The sequence below is a fragment of the Nonomuraea sp. NPDC046570 genome (genome assembly GCF_040645915.1).
Taxonomy (GTDB): Bacteria; Actinomycetota; Actinomycetes; order Streptosporangiales; family Streptosporangiaceae; genus Nonomuraea.
This window is the reverse complement of record NZ_JBEYZF010000017.1, coordinates 109,519-123,788: the sequence shown is the minus strand read 5'-3', so window position 1 is coordinate 123,788 and position 14,270 is coordinate 109,519. Positions and strand designations below refer to the sequence as shown.

General features: G+C 71.8%; 14 protein-coding genes. 5 read left to right on the top strand and 9 right to left on the bottom strand.

Going from position 1 to position 14,270, the window contains the following annotated elements; translation table 11 throughout:
* Positions 1 to 142 precede the first annotated feature (142 nt).
* A complete protein-coding gene (locus ABZ911_RS25745; protein WP_358060776.1) occupies positions 143 to 1,258 on the top strand; it encodes a CaiB/BaiF CoA-transferase family protein in 1,116 nt (371 codons plus the stop codon).
* Positions 1,259 to 1,261: 3 nt separating this feature from the next.
* Here ABZ911_RS25745 and ABZ911_RS25740 read toward each other — a convergent pair whose 3' ends face one another.
* Positions 1,262 to 2,476: an FAD-dependent monooxygenase gene (locus tag ABZ911_RS25740; protein ID WP_358060773.1), complete on the bottom strand. Its 1,215-nt coding sequence runs from the start codon at positions 2,474 to 2,476 to the stop codon at positions 1,262 to 1,264.
* 78 nt (positions 2,477 to 2,554) lie between these two features.
* Here ABZ911_RS25740 and ABZ911_RS25735 point away from each other — a divergent pair, with 78 nt between their 5' ends.
* Positions 2,555 to 3,091 carry a TetR/AcrR family transcriptional regulator gene (locus tag ABZ911_RS25735; protein WP_358060770.1) on the top strand — a complete coding sequence of 179 codons (537 nt, stop codon included), beginning with the start codon at positions 2,555 to 2,557 and terminating at the stop codon, positions 3,089 to 3,091.
* A gap of 168 nt (positions 3,092 to 3,259) precedes the next feature.
* Here the strand turns inward: ABZ911_RS25735 and ABZ911_RS25730 are convergent, their stop codons facing one another.
* Positions 3,260 to 3,703: an effector binding domain-containing protein gene (locus tag ABZ911_RS25730; protein ID WP_358060767.1), complete on the bottom strand. Its 444-nt coding sequence runs from the start codon at positions 3,701 to 3,703 to the stop codon at positions 3,260 to 3,262.
* 108 nt (positions 3,704 to 3,811) lie between these two features.
* On the opposite strand from ABZ911_RS25730, the gene ABZ911_RS25725 reads away from it, so the two are divergent.
* Complete coding sequence (locus ABZ911_RS25725; protein ID WP_358060764.1) at positions 3,812 to 5,251, top strand: GuaB1 family IMP dehydrogenase-related protein; 1,440 nt, start codon at positions 3,812 to 3,814, stop codon at positions 5,249 to 5,251.
* Here ABZ911_RS25725 and ABZ911_RS25720 read toward each other — a convergent pair.
* Positions 5,215 to 5,862: an SDR family oxidoreductase gene (locus ABZ911_RS25720; protein WP_358060761.1), complete on the bottom strand. Its 648-nt coding sequence runs from the start codon at positions 5,860 to 5,862 to the stop codon at positions 5,215 to 5,217. The genes ABZ911_RS25725 and ABZ911_RS25720 overlap by 37 nt on opposite strands.
* Positions 5,863 to 5,928: 66 nt before the next feature.
* Here ABZ911_RS25720 and ABZ911_RS25715 point away from each other — a divergent pair, with 66 nt between their 5' ends.
* The gene (locus ABZ911_RS25715; RefSeq protein ID WP_358060758.1) at positions 5,929 to 6,303 is read left to right on the top strand and encodes an FKBP-type peptidyl-prolyl cis-trans isomerase; all 375 of its coding nucleotides are present in this window, start codon (positions 5,929 to 5,931) and stop codon (positions 6,301 to 6,303) included.
* Between the two features lie 77 nt (positions 6,304 to 6,380).
* The gene (locus ABZ911_RS25710; RefSeq protein ID WP_358060755.1) at positions 6,381 to 7,907 is read left to right on the top strand and encodes an ATP-dependent DNA ligase; all 1,527 of its coding nucleotides are present in this window, start codon (positions 6,381 to 6,383) and stop codon (positions 7,905 to 7,907) included.
* Here ABZ911_RS25710 and ABZ911_RS25705 read toward each other — a convergent pair whose 3' ends face one another.
* Genes ABZ911_RS25705 through ABZ911_RS25680 form a run of 6 tightly spaced genes read right to left on the bottom strand, consistent with a single transcriptional unit; the run spans position 7,908 to position 14,190 of the window.
* Positions 7,908 to 9,161, bottom strand: a complete 1,254-nt coding sequence (locus ABZ911_RS25705) for a HAMP domain-containing sensor histidine kinase (protein WP_358060752.1) — start codon at positions 9,159 to 9,161, stop codon at positions 7,908 to 7,910. It abuts the gene before it with no gap.
* A complete protein-coding gene (gene cseB, locus ABZ911_RS25700) occupies positions 9,158 to 9,841 on the bottom strand; it encodes a two-component system response regulator CseB (protein ID WP_358060749.1) in 684 nt (227 codons plus the stop codon). Before cseB ends, ABZ911_RS25705 begins: the two co-directional genes overlap by 4 nt.
* Positions 9,842 to 9,856: 15 nt before the next feature.
* Positions 9,857 to 11,032, bottom strand: coding sequence for an ABC transporter permease (locus tag ABZ911_RS25695; RefSeq protein ID WP_358060746.1), 1,176 nt, complete (start codon positions 11,030 to 11,032; stop codon positions 9,857 to 9,859).
* A 2-nt stretch (positions 11,033 to 11,034) separates the two neighbouring features.
* Complete coding sequence (locus tag ABZ911_RS25690) at positions 11,035 to 11,709, bottom strand: ABC transporter ATP-binding protein (protein WP_358060743.1); 675 nt, start codon at positions 11,707 to 11,709, stop codon at positions 11,035 to 11,037.
* A complete protein-coding gene (locus ABZ911_RS25685; RefSeq protein WP_358060740.1) occupies positions 11,702 to 13,402 on the bottom strand; it encodes a peptidoglycan-binding protein in 1,701 nt (566 codons plus the stop codon). The genes ABZ911_RS25690 and ABZ911_RS25685 overlap by 8 nt, the downstream gene beginning before the upstream one ends.
* Entirely contained in the window at positions 13,399 to 14,190 is a 792-nt protein-coding gene (locus ABZ911_RS25680; protein WP_358060737.1) for a hypothetical protein, read from the bottom strand. The genes ABZ911_RS25685 and ABZ911_RS25680 overlap by 4 nt, the downstream gene beginning before the upstream one ends.
* Between the last annotated feature and the right edge of the window lie 80 nt (positions 14,191 to 14,270).

The window sequence follows — 14,270 nt, the reverse complement described above, 5'->3', positions numbered from 1 at the left end:
TCCATAACAGTGGGCAAGTTTTCCATACCTCCGCACACGCGGGGGGTTCGTCCCGGAATGAAACAACTCGGGCGTGCCAAGCTTGCACCCTGTCACCGAATGTTGTTCTACTGGGCTGAGGATCGAAAGTCAGGAGACGCCGATGTCCGACGCCCGCAGGGGGCCGCTGGCCGGGGTGCGCGTGCTGGAGCTCGCGGGGCTCGCCCCGGGACCGTTCGCCGGGATGATGCTGGCCGACCACGGGGCCGAGGTGCTGCGGATCGACCGCGTGGCGAGCGTCACCGACGCGCCGCGCAGGGACGTGATGGACCGCGGCAAGCGCACGATCGGTCTCGACCTGAAGTCGCCCGAGGGGGTCGCGGCCTTCAAGGAGCTGGCCCAGCACGCCGACGTGGTGATCGAGGTCTTCCGGCCCGGGGTGGCCGAGCGGCTCGGCATCGGCCCCGAGGACCTGCGGGCGGCCAACCCGCGCCTGATCTACGGGCGGATGACCGGCTGGGGCCAGGAGGGGCCGCTCGCCCCGACGGCGGGCCACGACATCGACTACATCGCGGTCTCCGGCGTGCTGTCCATGCTGGGGCGGGCGGGCGGCAAGCCGACGCCGCCGATCAACATCCTGGGCGACTTCGCCGGCGGCGGCCTGATGCTGGCCTACGGCGTCCTGCTCGCGCTGGTCGAACGGCAGGCCACCGGGGCGGGCCGGGTCGTGGACGCCGCGATGGTCGACGGCGCCTCGGTGCTGTTCGCGATGTTCTACCAGGCGGGCGGCCACTGGGGCCCGCGCGGCACCAACCTGCTGGACACGGGCGCGCCCATGTACGACACCTACGAGACGGCCGACGGCGAGTACGTCGCGGTCGGCTCCCTCGAACCGCAGTTCTGGGACGCGATGGTCGCCCTGATGGAGCTGACGGACCTGCCCGACCGGAACGACCCGAAGCAGTGGCCCGCGCTGCGGGCGCGCCTGGAGGAGGCGTTCCGGTCGAGGACCCGGGCCGAGTGGGAGGCCGTGTTCGAGGGGTCGGACGCGTGCGTGTCGCCGGTGCTGTCGATGGCGGAGGCCGCCGCCCACCCGCACAACCGGGCCAGGGGCGCCTTCGTCGAGATCGGCGGCGTCACCCAGCCGGTGCCCGCGCCGCGGCTGCTCGGCGTGCCCCCGCAGGACCTCTCCCCCGCCACCCGGCTGACCGACCTGTCGGCGTGGGGGCTGTCGGAGGAGGCGGCGGCCAAGCTGCGCGCGCAGGGCGTGCTGGCCTGACGGTCACTTTGCGGCCAGGGCCGCGGTGTAGTCCTTCAGCTCGACCTCGTCGTGCAGGCGGACGCCCTTGGCGTTGAGCTTGGTCAGCGCTCTGGTCAGCCGCTCCGGCAGGTGCTCGACCAGGCGCAGCACCCCGGCCGTCACCCGGAGTTCGGTATGGTCGGCGGGGATGAGGCGCTTGGCGGCGCCGAGTGCGAAGGCGCGGCTGCGCCGTACGTAGTCGCCGAGTTCGCGCTCGTAGGCGGCGAAGGCGCGGGTGTGGTCGCCGCCGGCCGCGGCCAGCTCACCCGCCAGCACGTAGGCGCCGACGACGGCCAGGCTGGTGCTGCCGCCGATCGCGGGACCCGGGCAGTAGCCGGCGTCGCCGACGAGGCTCACCCGGCCGCGCGACCAGGTGTCCATGCGGAGCTGGGTGATCGAGTCGAAGTAGAAGGCGGGGGTGGTGTCCAGCTCGGCCAGCAGGCTCGGGATCAGCCCGCCCATTCCGGCGAACGCCCGGCGCAGCAGCTCCTTCTGGCGGTCCACGTCCCGGTGGTGGTAGTCGAGGGGCTCGGCGCTGCGGAACAGGAAGACGGCCCGCGCGTCGTCCAGGTGCCTGGCCGAGTAGACCCCGCCCATCCGCCCCGGCGCGGTGTGGACGACGGAGTCCCCGTCGGAGCCGAAGCGGTTCGGCACCGACGCGACCGCCAGGTAGGCGCCGACGAACGCGGAGAAGCGCGACTCCTCGCCGAAGACCAGGCGGCGCACGTTGGAGTGCAGCCCGTCCGCGCCGATCACCAGGTCGAACCCGCGCGGGGCGCCGCGCTCGAAGGTGACCTCGCCGTTCTCGGAGATCGAGGTGATGGAGTCGTCGAAGACGTACTCCACGTCGTCCTTGGTGGCGTCGTGGAAGATCTCGCTCAAGTCGTCGCGCATGATCTCGGCGTGCCGGTCCGAGACGGCGCCCATCAGCCGCCCCACGCTCACCTCGACGGGCCTGGCGACCCCCTCCCGGTACATGATCAGCCGATCGGTGCCGGTCTTCCTGGCCTCGATCTGCTCGATCACGCCCATCTTCTCCGCGATGTCCATCGCGGGGCGGAACAGGTCCACCGCGTGCCCGCCGCTCTTGCGCAGCGCGGGCGCCCGCTCGACGACGGTCGGGGTGAATCCGTGCCGCCGCAGCCAGTAGGCCAGGGCCGGGCCCGCGACGCTCGCCCCGGAGATCAGAACTCTCACGACCACTCCTTACTTACTTAACGATAGGTAAGCATGGAAGGTCGCGTTCCCGCAAGGGCTTACCTATCGTTAAGTAACATGGCCCGTTCAGACACCAAGGCACGCATCCAGGCGGTCGCCCGCGACCTGTTCATGAAGCAGGGCGTGGCCAAGACCAGCCTGCGGGAGATCGCCGACGCACTGGAGATCACCAAGCCCGCGCTCTACTACCACTTCGCCTCGCGCGAGGATCTCGTGCGTAGCATCGTCCAGCCGCTGATCGACGACATGGAGTCCTTCCTCGCCGAGCGGGAGCCCCTGCCGCCGCCCGCCGCCCGCGCGCTGGTCGAGGACTACTTCGACCTCATCCACCGGCACCGGGCGATCATCGTGATGATGGTGCGCGACCTCAGCACCCTGGACTACCTCGACCTGGGCACCCGGATGTTCGAGTGGCGGCGGCGGCTGATGGTCATGCTGCTCGGCCCCGACCCCACCCTGTCGGCGCAGGTCAGGGGCGTCGTGGCGATCGGCGGCATGTCGGACTGCACGGTGGAGTTCGCCCATCTCCCGGTGGCGGAGGTCAGGCCGCTCGCGGTCGAGGCGGCCTGCTCCACGCTCGGGATCCCGTACTAGAGCTTTCGAGAGAGTCTCCCGGCGGCCGCACCGCCTGACGCGGGCCCGGCGGTCGCGGCGGCGGCTGGTGGCCGTCGGCGTGGCGGTGCTCGTGACGCATGCCGTGATGCCCCTCCTCATCGCGGGCTGGCGGCTCACCGACCCGCCGCCCGACGACGAGGAATGAGCTCAGACCGCGATGTACAGGTCGGCTCCGCCCGGGTGGTGCAGCTCCAGGTCGGTGCCGAAGGAACGCGCGGGCGTCCCACCGGTCTCGGTGTGCTGCCAGACCTGCTTCCACGCGTCGACGACGGCGCCGGGCATCGGCCCGCGCGCCTCGACCTTCAGCGCCCGCCCCGCCGGCACCCGGACGGCGACCATGCCCTCCGGGAGCCTCGGCACCGTGCGCACCGCGACACCCACGATCTGCGTGTAGGCGCCGTGGTGATCGCTCTCGTAGTCCGTCAGCACCGCGTAGAGATTCTCGTCGGCCCTGCCGGGCACGTGCGCGAAAGCCCCCGGCGCCCCCGCCCGCTGCCAGAGCCCGGGCAGCTTCGCCCGCGACGGCTCCATCTCGTCGGCGTTCGTCGTCCGTACGGCGAGGCCGACGACCAGTAGCTCGGACCGCTCCACGACATCCACGGTTCTCCCCAACCCCCCTTTTGTGCGTTCGCGCCGATCCTATGGCCCGTCAGAAGGGAAATAACCCTCTTAACCTGTCAGCACGTAAGGTGGACGAACGTGAAGTTCTTGAACGGACTCGAGCCGTCATATGACCTGACATACAGCGACGTGTTCATGGTTCCGTCGCGGTCCTCGATCGGCTCCCGGCTCGGTGTCGACCTGTCGACGAACGACGGCACGGGCACCACGATCCCCATCGTGGTCGCCAACATGACGGCCGTCGCCGGCCGCCGCATGGCCGAGACCATCGCCCGCAGGGGCGGCGTCACGGTGATCCCGCAGGACATCCCGATCGACGTGGTCGCCGACGTCGTCGACTGGGTGAAGAAACGCGACCTCGTCCACGACACCCCGCTCACCCTCACCCCGCACGACACCGTCGGCGAGGCGATGAACCTGCTGCCCAAACGCGCCCACGGCGCGGTCATCGTGGTCGACTGGGACAACCGGCCCGTCGGCGTGGTCACCGAGGCCGACTGCCACGGCGTCGACATGTTCACCCAGCTCTCCCAGGTCATGTCCGCCCACCTGCTGACGCTGCCCGCCGGGCTCGACCCCCGCCAGGCCTTCGACATGCTGCACGAGGGCCGCCACCGGCTCGCGCCCATCGTGGACGAGGAGGGCCGCCTGGTCGGCATCCTCACCCGTACCGGCGCGCTGCGCGCCACCCTCTACCAGCCCGCGCTCGACGCCTCCGGCCGGCTGCGCGTCGCCGCCGCCGTCGGCGTCAACGGCGACGTCGCCGCCAAGGCCGAGGAACTACTCGACGCGGGCGTCGACTGCCTGGTCGTGGACACCGCGCACGGCCACCAGGAGAAGATGCTCAGCGCGCTGCGGGCGGTGCGCGCGCTCAGCCCCCGCGTCCCCGTCGCGGCCGGCAACGTGGTCACCGCCGAGGGCGTGCGCGACCTGGTCGAGGCCGGGGCCGACATCCTCAAGGTCGGGGTGGGCCCCGGCGCCATGTGCACCACGCGGATGATGACCGGCGTGGGCCGGCCGCAGTTCTCCGCCGTCCTGGAGTGCTCGGCCGAGGCCAGGCGGCTCGGCCGGCACGTGTGGGCCGACGGCGGCGTGCGCCACCCGCGCGACGTGGCCCTCGCGCTCGCGGCGGGCGCGGCCAACGTGATGATCGGGTCGTGGTTCGCGGGCACCTACGAGTCCCCCGGCGACGCCAGGACCGGGGCCGACGGGCGCAGGTACAAGGAGAACTTCGGGATGGCGTCGGCCCGTGCCGTACGGCTGCGCACCGCCGACGACTCGCCGTTCGAGCGGGCCCGCAAGTCGCTGTTCGAGGAGGGCATCTCCACCTCCCGGATGTACCTCGACCCGGAGCGGCCGAGCGTGGAGGACCAGATCGACGCGATCGTGGCCGGGCTCCGGTCGGCGTGCACCTACGCGGGCGCGGCGAATCTGGAGGAGTTCCACGAGCGGGCCGTGATCGGGATCCAGAGCTCGTCCGGCTACAGCGAGGGCAAGCCGCTGCACCAGAGCTGGTGAGCGTGCAGGCCGCCGTCGACGTGGAGGGTGACGCCGGTGACGGACCTGGCCATCCGGCCGGCCAGGAACACCACCGCGGCCGCCACGTCCGACGGGCCGCCCGGGTGGCCGAGGGGCGCGGGCCGTACCGGATCGCCCGGGGCGACGGCGTTGACCCTGATGCCGCGCGGCGCCAGCTCCACGGCCAGTGACCTGGTCAGGCTCTCGACGGCGGCCTTCATCGCCGCGGTGACCGCCGTCCGGCCCGCCTCGCCCGAGGTCACGTTGACGATCGACGAGCTGCGGTCCATCAGCGGCAGCAGGCGCCTGGTCAGGCCGGTCAGCCCGGTGAGGTGCTCGTCGATGAGCGCCCGGTCGCCGATGTTGACCAGCACGTCGACCCGGCCGTACCGCTGGGCGACCGCCTCGGCGAACACCTCGACGGCCACCGGGTCGGCCACGTCCATGGTCATCGCCAGCGGGCCGTCCGGCTTGTTCCGGTCGCACAGCGCGAGCTGCGCACCGAAGCTCGCGAACAGCTCGGCGACGGCCCTGCCGACGCCGCCGGACGCCGCCGTGACGACGGCGACGCGCCCGGTGAGCAGGATCCCTTCGGGGGTATGCGCGGCCATGGACACCGACGATATCCCGGCCGCGTAGAGTCGATCGGTCCAATGTTTTCAACTTCAGGAGAAGTAGTGGCACTCGAGAAGCCGGAAATCGACTTCCCGGAGGGCAACCCGCCCGCCGACCTGGAAATCGTCGACATCGTCGTGGGGGACGGCCCCGAGGCCAAGCCCGGGCACAACGTCAGCGTGCACTACGTTGGCGTGGCTTTCTCCTCCGGTGAGGAGTTCGACGCGTCGTGGAACCGTGGCGACGCGTTCGAGTTCCCGCTCGGCGGCGGGCGCGTCATCGCCGGCTGGGACCAGGGCGTGGCGGGCATGAAGGTCGGCGGCCGGCGCAAGCTGGTCATCCCGCCGCACCTCGGCTACGGCGACCGTGGCGCCGGCGCGCGGATCAAGCCCGGTGAGACGCTCATCTTCGTGGTCGACCTGCTCGGCGTCCGCTGAGTGCGGCAGGGGCGGGCCGTCCGGCCCGCCCCTGCGGATCTGGGACATTGTCGGTCGGGTAGGGCACGATAAGGCATGTGCTGCTGATCGACGTCGTCCGCGTATCCGAGGCCGTGACCAGGACCTCCGCCCGCCTGGGCAAGATCGGCCATCTGGCCGAGCTACTCGGCCGCGTCGGGCCCGACGAGGCGCGCGTCGCGATCGCCTACCTGTCCGGCGAGCTGCCCCAGCGCCAGATCGGCGTCGGCTGGCGCGGCCTGCAGGACCTGCCCGCGCCCAAACTCGTCGCCACCGCGACGCTCACCCAGATCGACGCGCTGCTCAGCCGCATCAAGGCCGTCTCCGGTCCCGGCTCACAGGCCGCCCGCAAGGCGCTGGTCGCCGAGCTGTTCGCCTCGGTCACCAGCCAGGAACAGGCCTTCCTGCTCCGGCTCCTCGGTGGCGAGCTGCGCCAGGGCGCGCTCGACGGCGTGATGATCGAAGCCATCGCCAAGGCGTCCGGAGCCCCTTCCGCCGACGTGCGCCGCGCGCTGACCCTGCGCGGCTGGCTGCCCGCCGTGGGCGAGGCCGCGCTGTCCGGCGGCGTCGAGGCGCTGCACGCGTTCAAGCTGGAGGTGGGCCGCCCGGTCTCGCCGATGCTGGCCGGCAGCGCGCCCGGCGTGGACGCCGCCCTGGAGAAGATCGGCGGGTCGGCCGCGCTGGAGTGGAAGCTCGACGGCATCCGCGTCCAGGCGCACCGCTCCGGTCCCGACGTGCGCGTGTTCACCCGCACCCTCGACGACATCACCTCGCAGGTTCCCGAGCTGGTCGAGGCGGTGCTGGCGATGCCGTCCACCGATCTGGTGCTCGACGGCGAGGTGATCGCGCTGCGCCCCGACGGCACGCCCGAGCCGTTCCAGGTCACCGCGTCGCGGGTGTCCAGCAAGCTCGACGTCGACCGGCTGCGCGCGGCCACGCCGCTGAGCGTCTTCTTCTTCGACGCGCTCCGCGTCGACGGCGCCGACCTCCTCGACCTGCCCTACGCGGCCCGCCACCAGACCCTGGCCGCCGCCGTCCCCGCCGACCTTCTCACCCCCCGCCTGCTCACCGGCGACACCACCGAGGCCCAGGACTACTTCACCTCCGTGGTACGGCTCGGCCACGAGGGCCTGGTCGTCAAGTCCCTCACCTCGCCGTACGCCGCCGGGCGCCGGGGAGCCGGGTGGATCAAGGTGAAGCCGCGGCACACGCTCGACCTGGTGGTGCTGGCGGCGGAGTGGGGGCACGGGCGGCGGGAGGGAAAGCTGTCCAACCTGCACCTGGGCGCGCGGGACGCCGCAGGGGGCGGGTTCGTGATGCTGGGCAAGACGTTCAAAGGGCTGACGGACGAGTTGCTGGCCTGGCAGACGGAGCGGTTTCTGGAGCTCGCCGAAGGGCCCACGGATGAGTGGACGGTGACGTTGCGGCCGGAGATGGTGGTGGAGATCGCCATCGACGGGGTGCAGCGCTCGCCCCGCTATCCGGGCGGGATGGCCTTGCGCTTCGCCCGGGTTCTCCGCTACCGCCCAGACAAACGCCCCGAAGACGCCGACACCATCGAAACAGTCCGCTCCCTGATGCTCTGACTATTCGTCCGGGTTCGGTGGTGTGGTGGGCAGGGTGACGGTGACGCTCGCGCCGCCGTCGGGAGGGTTGGTGAACTGGAGAGCGGCGCCGATGATCCGGGCGTGGCCGAGCACGATGGTCAGGCCGAGCCCGTGCCCCCGGCCGCGCTCGGTCCGTCCGGTGCGGAAGCGCTGCGCCTGTCCGCTGCGCAGGTCCGCGAGCAGGTCGGGCGGGAAACCGGGCCCGTGGTCGCGGATGACGATCTGATGGGAGCTTACGGTGATCTGGACCGGGGCGGCGCCGTGCGTGCGGGCGTTGAGGACCAGGTTGGCGACGATCCGCTCGAGGCGGCGCGGGTCGGTGACGGTTGTCGCGTCGCCCTGATCGTCGGCGGTGTGCAGGTCGGCGGGCACGCCGAGACGGTGCAGCGACTCGCGTACCAGGTCGGCCAGCGGCACCGGCTGCCGGTCGGGCCGCTCGCCGCTGGCGTCCAGGCGGGAGATCTCCAGCAGGTCGTCGACCAGGCCGCGCAGCACGCCGATCCGGTCGCGGACCAGGTCGGTGGCCTGCCCGTCGGGCAGCAGCTGGGCGGCGGTGAGCAGTCCCATCAGCGGGGTACGCAGATCGTGCGCGACATCGGCCGTGAAGCGCTGCTCGGCCAGCAGTCGCCGCTGCAGGCTGGCGGCCATGGAGTCGAGCGCGGCGCCGATGTCGGCGATCTCGTCCCGGCCGCCCGCGTCGGTGCGGGCGTCCAGGTCGCCGCCGGCGATCCGGCGGGCGGTGCAGGCGACGCGCCGCAGCCGCCGGTTGGGGAGTTCGGCCGCCAGCATCGACAGCGGTACCACCCCGGCCAGGGCGAGCAGTGCGGCCTTGGCCATGTTGCGGTCCAGCGCGTACAGGCTGCGCAGCTCCGAGCCCATCGAGATCTGTACGCTCACCGCCAGGCGGCCGTCGCCGCCATACGCTTGGGCGGCCCACATCCACGGCTCGTCCCGGTGGTCGAGCCCGTACCAGGTCACCGGCTGGCCGGTCCACAGCTGGGCGGCCAGGGCGGCGGGGAGTTCCCCGACGGGCACCACGTCGGCGGGCAGGCCGCCGGGCCGGTCGGTGGAGGCCAGTGACTGCTCGATGGCCTCCAGGGCTTGGCCCTTACCCATGTCCAGGGTCCGCTGCCAGGTCGCCTGGTGCACCAGGAGGCCGACCACGGCGGCGACGACGGCGCAGGCGAGCGTGACCAGGGCGGCGATCTTCCAGCGAAGCGAAGCCGGATTCATGTGACGCACAGCTTGTAGCCGAACCCGCGGACCGTCTCGATGCGCTCGGCGCCGATCTTCTTGCGCAGGCGCTGCACGCACAGGTCAACCACCCGGCTGTCGCCGTCCCAGCCGTAGTCCCACACGGTGCGCAGCAGCGTCGCCCGCTCCAGCACGATGCCGGGGTTGGCGGCGAACTCCAGCAGCAGCCGCAGCTCGGTCGGGGCCAGTTCGACGCGTTGCCCGGCCCGCCGTACCTCCAGCGCGCCGGTGTCGATGCTCAGATCGCCGAAGGCGAGCACCGCGCTCGCGGCGGCCTGCCCGGGCGTGGGCTGGGCGACGGTGGCGCGGCGCAGCAGTGACCGGATCCTGGCGACCAGCACCGGCAGGTCGACTGGTTTGACCACATAGTCGTCGGCGCCGCCCTCCAGCCCGGCGACGATGTCCAGGCCGTCGCCGCGGGCCGACATCATGAGGATCGGCACCTGGCTGGTCTCCCGGATCCTGCGGCACACGCTGATGCCGTCCAGGCCGGGCAGCATCACATCCAGCAGCAGCAGGTCGTGGCCGCCCGCCTGGGCCGCCTCCAGGCCGGTGAGCCCGTCGGCGGCGGTAGTCATCCGATAGCCGTAGCGTTCCAGAGCCAGGGCGACCGACGTACGGATCACCGTGTCATCTTCGACGAGCAGCAGGGATGTCATAGAAACGCACCATATCTACCGAAGTGCATTGACTGGTTCCATTCGGGCGGCACGCAGAGCCGGGTACAGGCCCGCGAGCAGGCCGACGACGGCACCGGCGGCCGGTGCCATGACGGCCAGCCGTACGTCCAGGACCGGGGTCCACTGCTTGGCGGCGCAGACCGCGACGATCACGACGATCCCCGCGGAGGCGCCGATGACGCCGCCGGTCAGCCCGGTGAGGGTGGACTCCAGCAGGAACTGCGCGGCGACGTGGCGGCGGGCGGCGCCCAGCGCGCGGCGCAGGCCGATCTCGGCGATGCGCTCCATCACGGTCACCAGCGTGACGTTGGCGATGCCGACCGCGCCGACGACCAGGGAGACCAGCCCGAGGATCAGGAAGAGGGCGTTGACGTCGCCTTCGACCGCATCGCGTGCTCTGGTGGGGCTGGGCGGCGAGATGACCTGGAGGAGGGCCTCATTGCCGGGGCTGAGCGCGGCCGGCGCCTGCTTGGCGATCAGTTCCGCGGCGCCGAGGCCGGTGTTGACCAGGACCCGGGTCACGGTGCTCAGGCCGTAGCGCTTGCCGATGGCCGGTGGCAGCAGGACGGCGCTCGCGAGGCTCCTTTCGCGTTTCAGGTCGCCGAGCACGCCGATGACGGTGTACGCCTGGGTGCCGATGAAGACGGCCGGGGCCCGTTCCAGCCGGGTGATGCCCAGCATGCTGGCCGCGTGCCGGCCCAGCACGACGACCTTGTCGCCGCGGGCGATGTGCCCGGCGTCGAAGTAGCGGCCCTCGATCATTCTGCCCTTGACCGCGGCGGGTAGGCCGGGGCTGCTGGCGACCACCGTCAGGGTCTGGTCGGTGACCCGGGTGGGGTCCACGATGTCGTTGGAGCGGACGCTGAGGTTGGCGCTCTGCTTCGACTCGGCGAGGGCGGCGGCGGAGACCACCCCGCGCAGCCTGGTCACCCGGCCGACGTCGGCCCAGTCAACCAGGGGGAACGGGTGCTCCGGGACTTCGACCGTGACGGAGGTGGCCGTCAGTTCGTCGAAGCGGCCGACGATCTGGTTGCCCGCCGTGGCGGCGACGCCCAGGGTGACCACGAGCGTGGTGATGCCCAGGACGGTGCCCAGCGTGGTCAGCGCCGAGCGCACCGGGCGGGCCAGCAGGCCCGCCATGGCCTCGTTCAGCAGGTCGCGCGGGTGCACATCTACTCCTCCGTGAGGATGCCGTCGGTGATGCGCACCCGGCGCCCGGCCCGGTCGCTCACCCCGTTCTCGTGGGTGATGACCACGATGGTCATGCCCTGGGCGCGCAGGTCGTCGAACAGGTCGAGCACGGCGTCGGTGTTCTTGCTGTCGAGGTTGCCGGTGGGTTCGTCGCAGAGCAGCAGCGACGGTTCGCCCATCAGGGCGCGAGCGATGGCGGCGCGCTGCCGCTCGCCGCCGGACATCCTGCCGGGCAGGAAGTCCACCCGGTGCGACAGCCGTACCCGCTCCAGGGCCCGCAGTGCGCGCTTCCGCCGCCCCGGGCGCGGGCCCGCCCCGTAGACCTCGGCCAGCATGACGTTCTCCAGCACGCTGCGGTGCGGCAGCAGGTGGAAGGACTGGAAGACGAAGCCGATGCGGCTGCCGCGCACCTTGGTCCGCGCGCCGTCCTTCAGGGTGGTGGTCTCGATGCCGTCGAGCCGGTAGGAGCCGGACGTGGGTGTGTCGAGCAGGCCGAGCATGTTGAGCAGGGTGGACTTGCCGGACCCCGAGGGGCCGACGATGGCGACATAATCCGATTTTTCGACTCTTAGGTTGATGGCGGAGAGTGCCCTGACGGGGGGCTCGGTAGGGAACTCCTTGGTCAGGTCGTCGAGCACGATCACCGGCTCAGGCACTGTTGATCACCACCTGGTCGCCCGGCCTGAGGTCGCCGGTCACCTCCACGGCTCCGTCGGCGGCCAGGCCGGTGCGCACCTCGACCTCCCTGGTCTGGTCGGGCGCGGTCTCCACCCGCACCCGGGCCTTGCCGTCCGCGGCGGTGACGACCGCCGCGGCGGGGACCACGAGCACCTCCTTGCCGGTGGCGCCGATGGTCACGCGGACGGTGACGGGGGCGCCCGCGAGCTTCCTGAGGCCCTTCATCGAGGCAGGAGTGATCACTACCGGCACGGCGCCCTTCGCGTCGCGTCCGCCGAGGGAGGTCACCGTGCCGGGGACGGTCTTGCCCGCCTCCGTTTCAATGGTCGCGTTCAGACCCGTCTTCAGCCGCTCGGCCTCGCCCGCGTCCACCGAGCCTGAGATCACGAACGTCGAGCCGGTCACCGTGGCGATCGGCTTGTCCACCGGCTCGCCCGCCTTGACGGTCGCCTTGTGGAGGCGGGCCGGCAGCTTGGGCAGGAAGACGATCTCCCCCGGCGGGATGGTGGTGCCGTAGGTCCGGGAGTACTCGGCCAGCAGCGCCCGCGCCGCGGCCAGGTCACGCTGCGCGTTGGCCACCTTCAGCTTGACGGGCGAGAGCTGCCTGGCCTGCCTGAGCGTCTGCTCGGCGGTGACGACGGCCTCCCGCGCCAGCCGGACGCTCTTCCCCAGTTCGGTCAGCCGCTTGTCCCGCGCGATCCCGGCCTCCTGCAGCACTCGCTCCAGCGCCGACCGGGCGGCGGCCAAGTCCGCTCTCGCGTTGGCGACCCGGAGTTCGGGCAGGCGGGTGTCGGCAGGCGGCCCGATCGGGGCGCTGGGGCTGGGCGCGGGGGTGGGCGTCGCGACGGCCTGGGCGAGCTCCCGCTCGGCGGCCAGCAGCTTCTCCTCGGCCGCCCGCACGGCGCTCTCGGCGGCCTCGACCTTGGCCTCGTCCTCGGTGGTGTGGTCCTGTGCCCGCGCGCTCTCCAGTGCCCGCCTGGCCTCCCGCAGATCCCGCCGGGCGTTGGCGAGCCTGACTTTCAGCGGGAGCACGTCCAAGCCCTGGTCAAGCGCCTTGCGCTCGGTCGCCAGCACTTCTTGCGCCACCTGTACGGCCCTGCGCAGGTCGTCGCGCTGCCGCCGCAGCTCCAAGGTGGGTTGCTGCGCCTCATAGCCCCGCTTGGCGTAGAAGCGCGACACCGCGGCGATGGTCGCCTGGTCGAACACTCCGGTCACCGGCGCGCGGTGCCCAATCCCGCGCAGCGCCTTCTGCAACTGCCTGACATCGGCCCCCCTGACGCCGGGAACGAGGCTGCGATGCATCGGCACCTTGCCGGAGAAGGCGAACACCGGGCGCCCGTTCACCTCCATCACCACCGCGCCCTCCGCGATCGTGCCCCGCCGGGGAGCACGGGTGGCCCGCTGGGTGGTCTCGCCGCCGCCCACCACCCCGGCCAGCGACACCGCGTACGGCGAGCCGTACTCCAGGGTGCCGCTGACCACGACGGTGCTGACCAGCTCGCGCCGCTCGACCGCGACGGTGACCAGCGACGGTTTGGGCGGCTTGCGCGCCGCCGCCTCGTCGGCCGGGGAGCGCAACCGGGCGCTCACCCCCCAGCCGGCCCCCGCTACCGCCAAGACCACGGCCAGCACCAGCACCAGCAGCAGCTTGCCGCGAGGGGTGCGCGTCACTGCTCTGTGTACCCGAACTTCACCCTGGCCTCGTTGGTGAGCCGGGTGCTCAGCGGGACGAAGGCGGCGTAGAAGTCCTTGCCGCACTCCAGGTCGACCAGCGCCGACTTGATCTCCTTGGCGAGGTACGGCCTGGCCGCCTCCGCCGTGACGGTTCCCTTCTTGGCGAGCTGCTCGGCCTGCTCGCCCCACACCACCATGCCGCGGGAACTCAGCTCGAGCGGCCTCACGGAGGACACCCGCTCACCCTTGGACTTCAGGCACTCGGCGAACGGCGCGGCGAGCTCCACCAGCTTGGGATCGCCGTCGAGTTCCTTGTCGATGCGCTCGATCTCCTTGCTCATCTGCTCCTGGTAGTCGTCGAGCGAGGTGACCTTCAGGCCGTCCACCTGCTGGAGGGCGGTGACCCGGCACTCGTTCATGGTCTTGGTGTAGGCCTGCCGCTTGGCGGCGGGGAGGCTGTCGATCGTCTCCCGGTTGGGGTCGTCGGGCTCCTGCTCACCGGCCGGGTTCGGGTAGACGAAGGCGGAGAAGACGCCGAAGCCGTACTTGTCGCGGGCCTCCTTCATCGCCGCGTAGTCACCGGTGCCCGCCTCGGACTTCTTGGGCCGGCTGACCGAGGGGATGTAGCGGAACCCCTTCTGCTTCATGCAGGTGGCGATGGCGTTCTCCCGCTCGCGGGCCTTGTCCACCGGGGCGCTGCCGCCGTCGGCCGCCGGGGTGGTGGTGTCTCCCCCGCAGCCGGTCAGCACCGCCAGGCCGAGCAGACCGCATATCAACGCACGCATCGAGGACTCCTTCACGGTGCGCGCCGCCCTCGCGACGCCGTGGCCACTCTGGAGGCCGCTTTCGTCCGCTCCGCATTCAC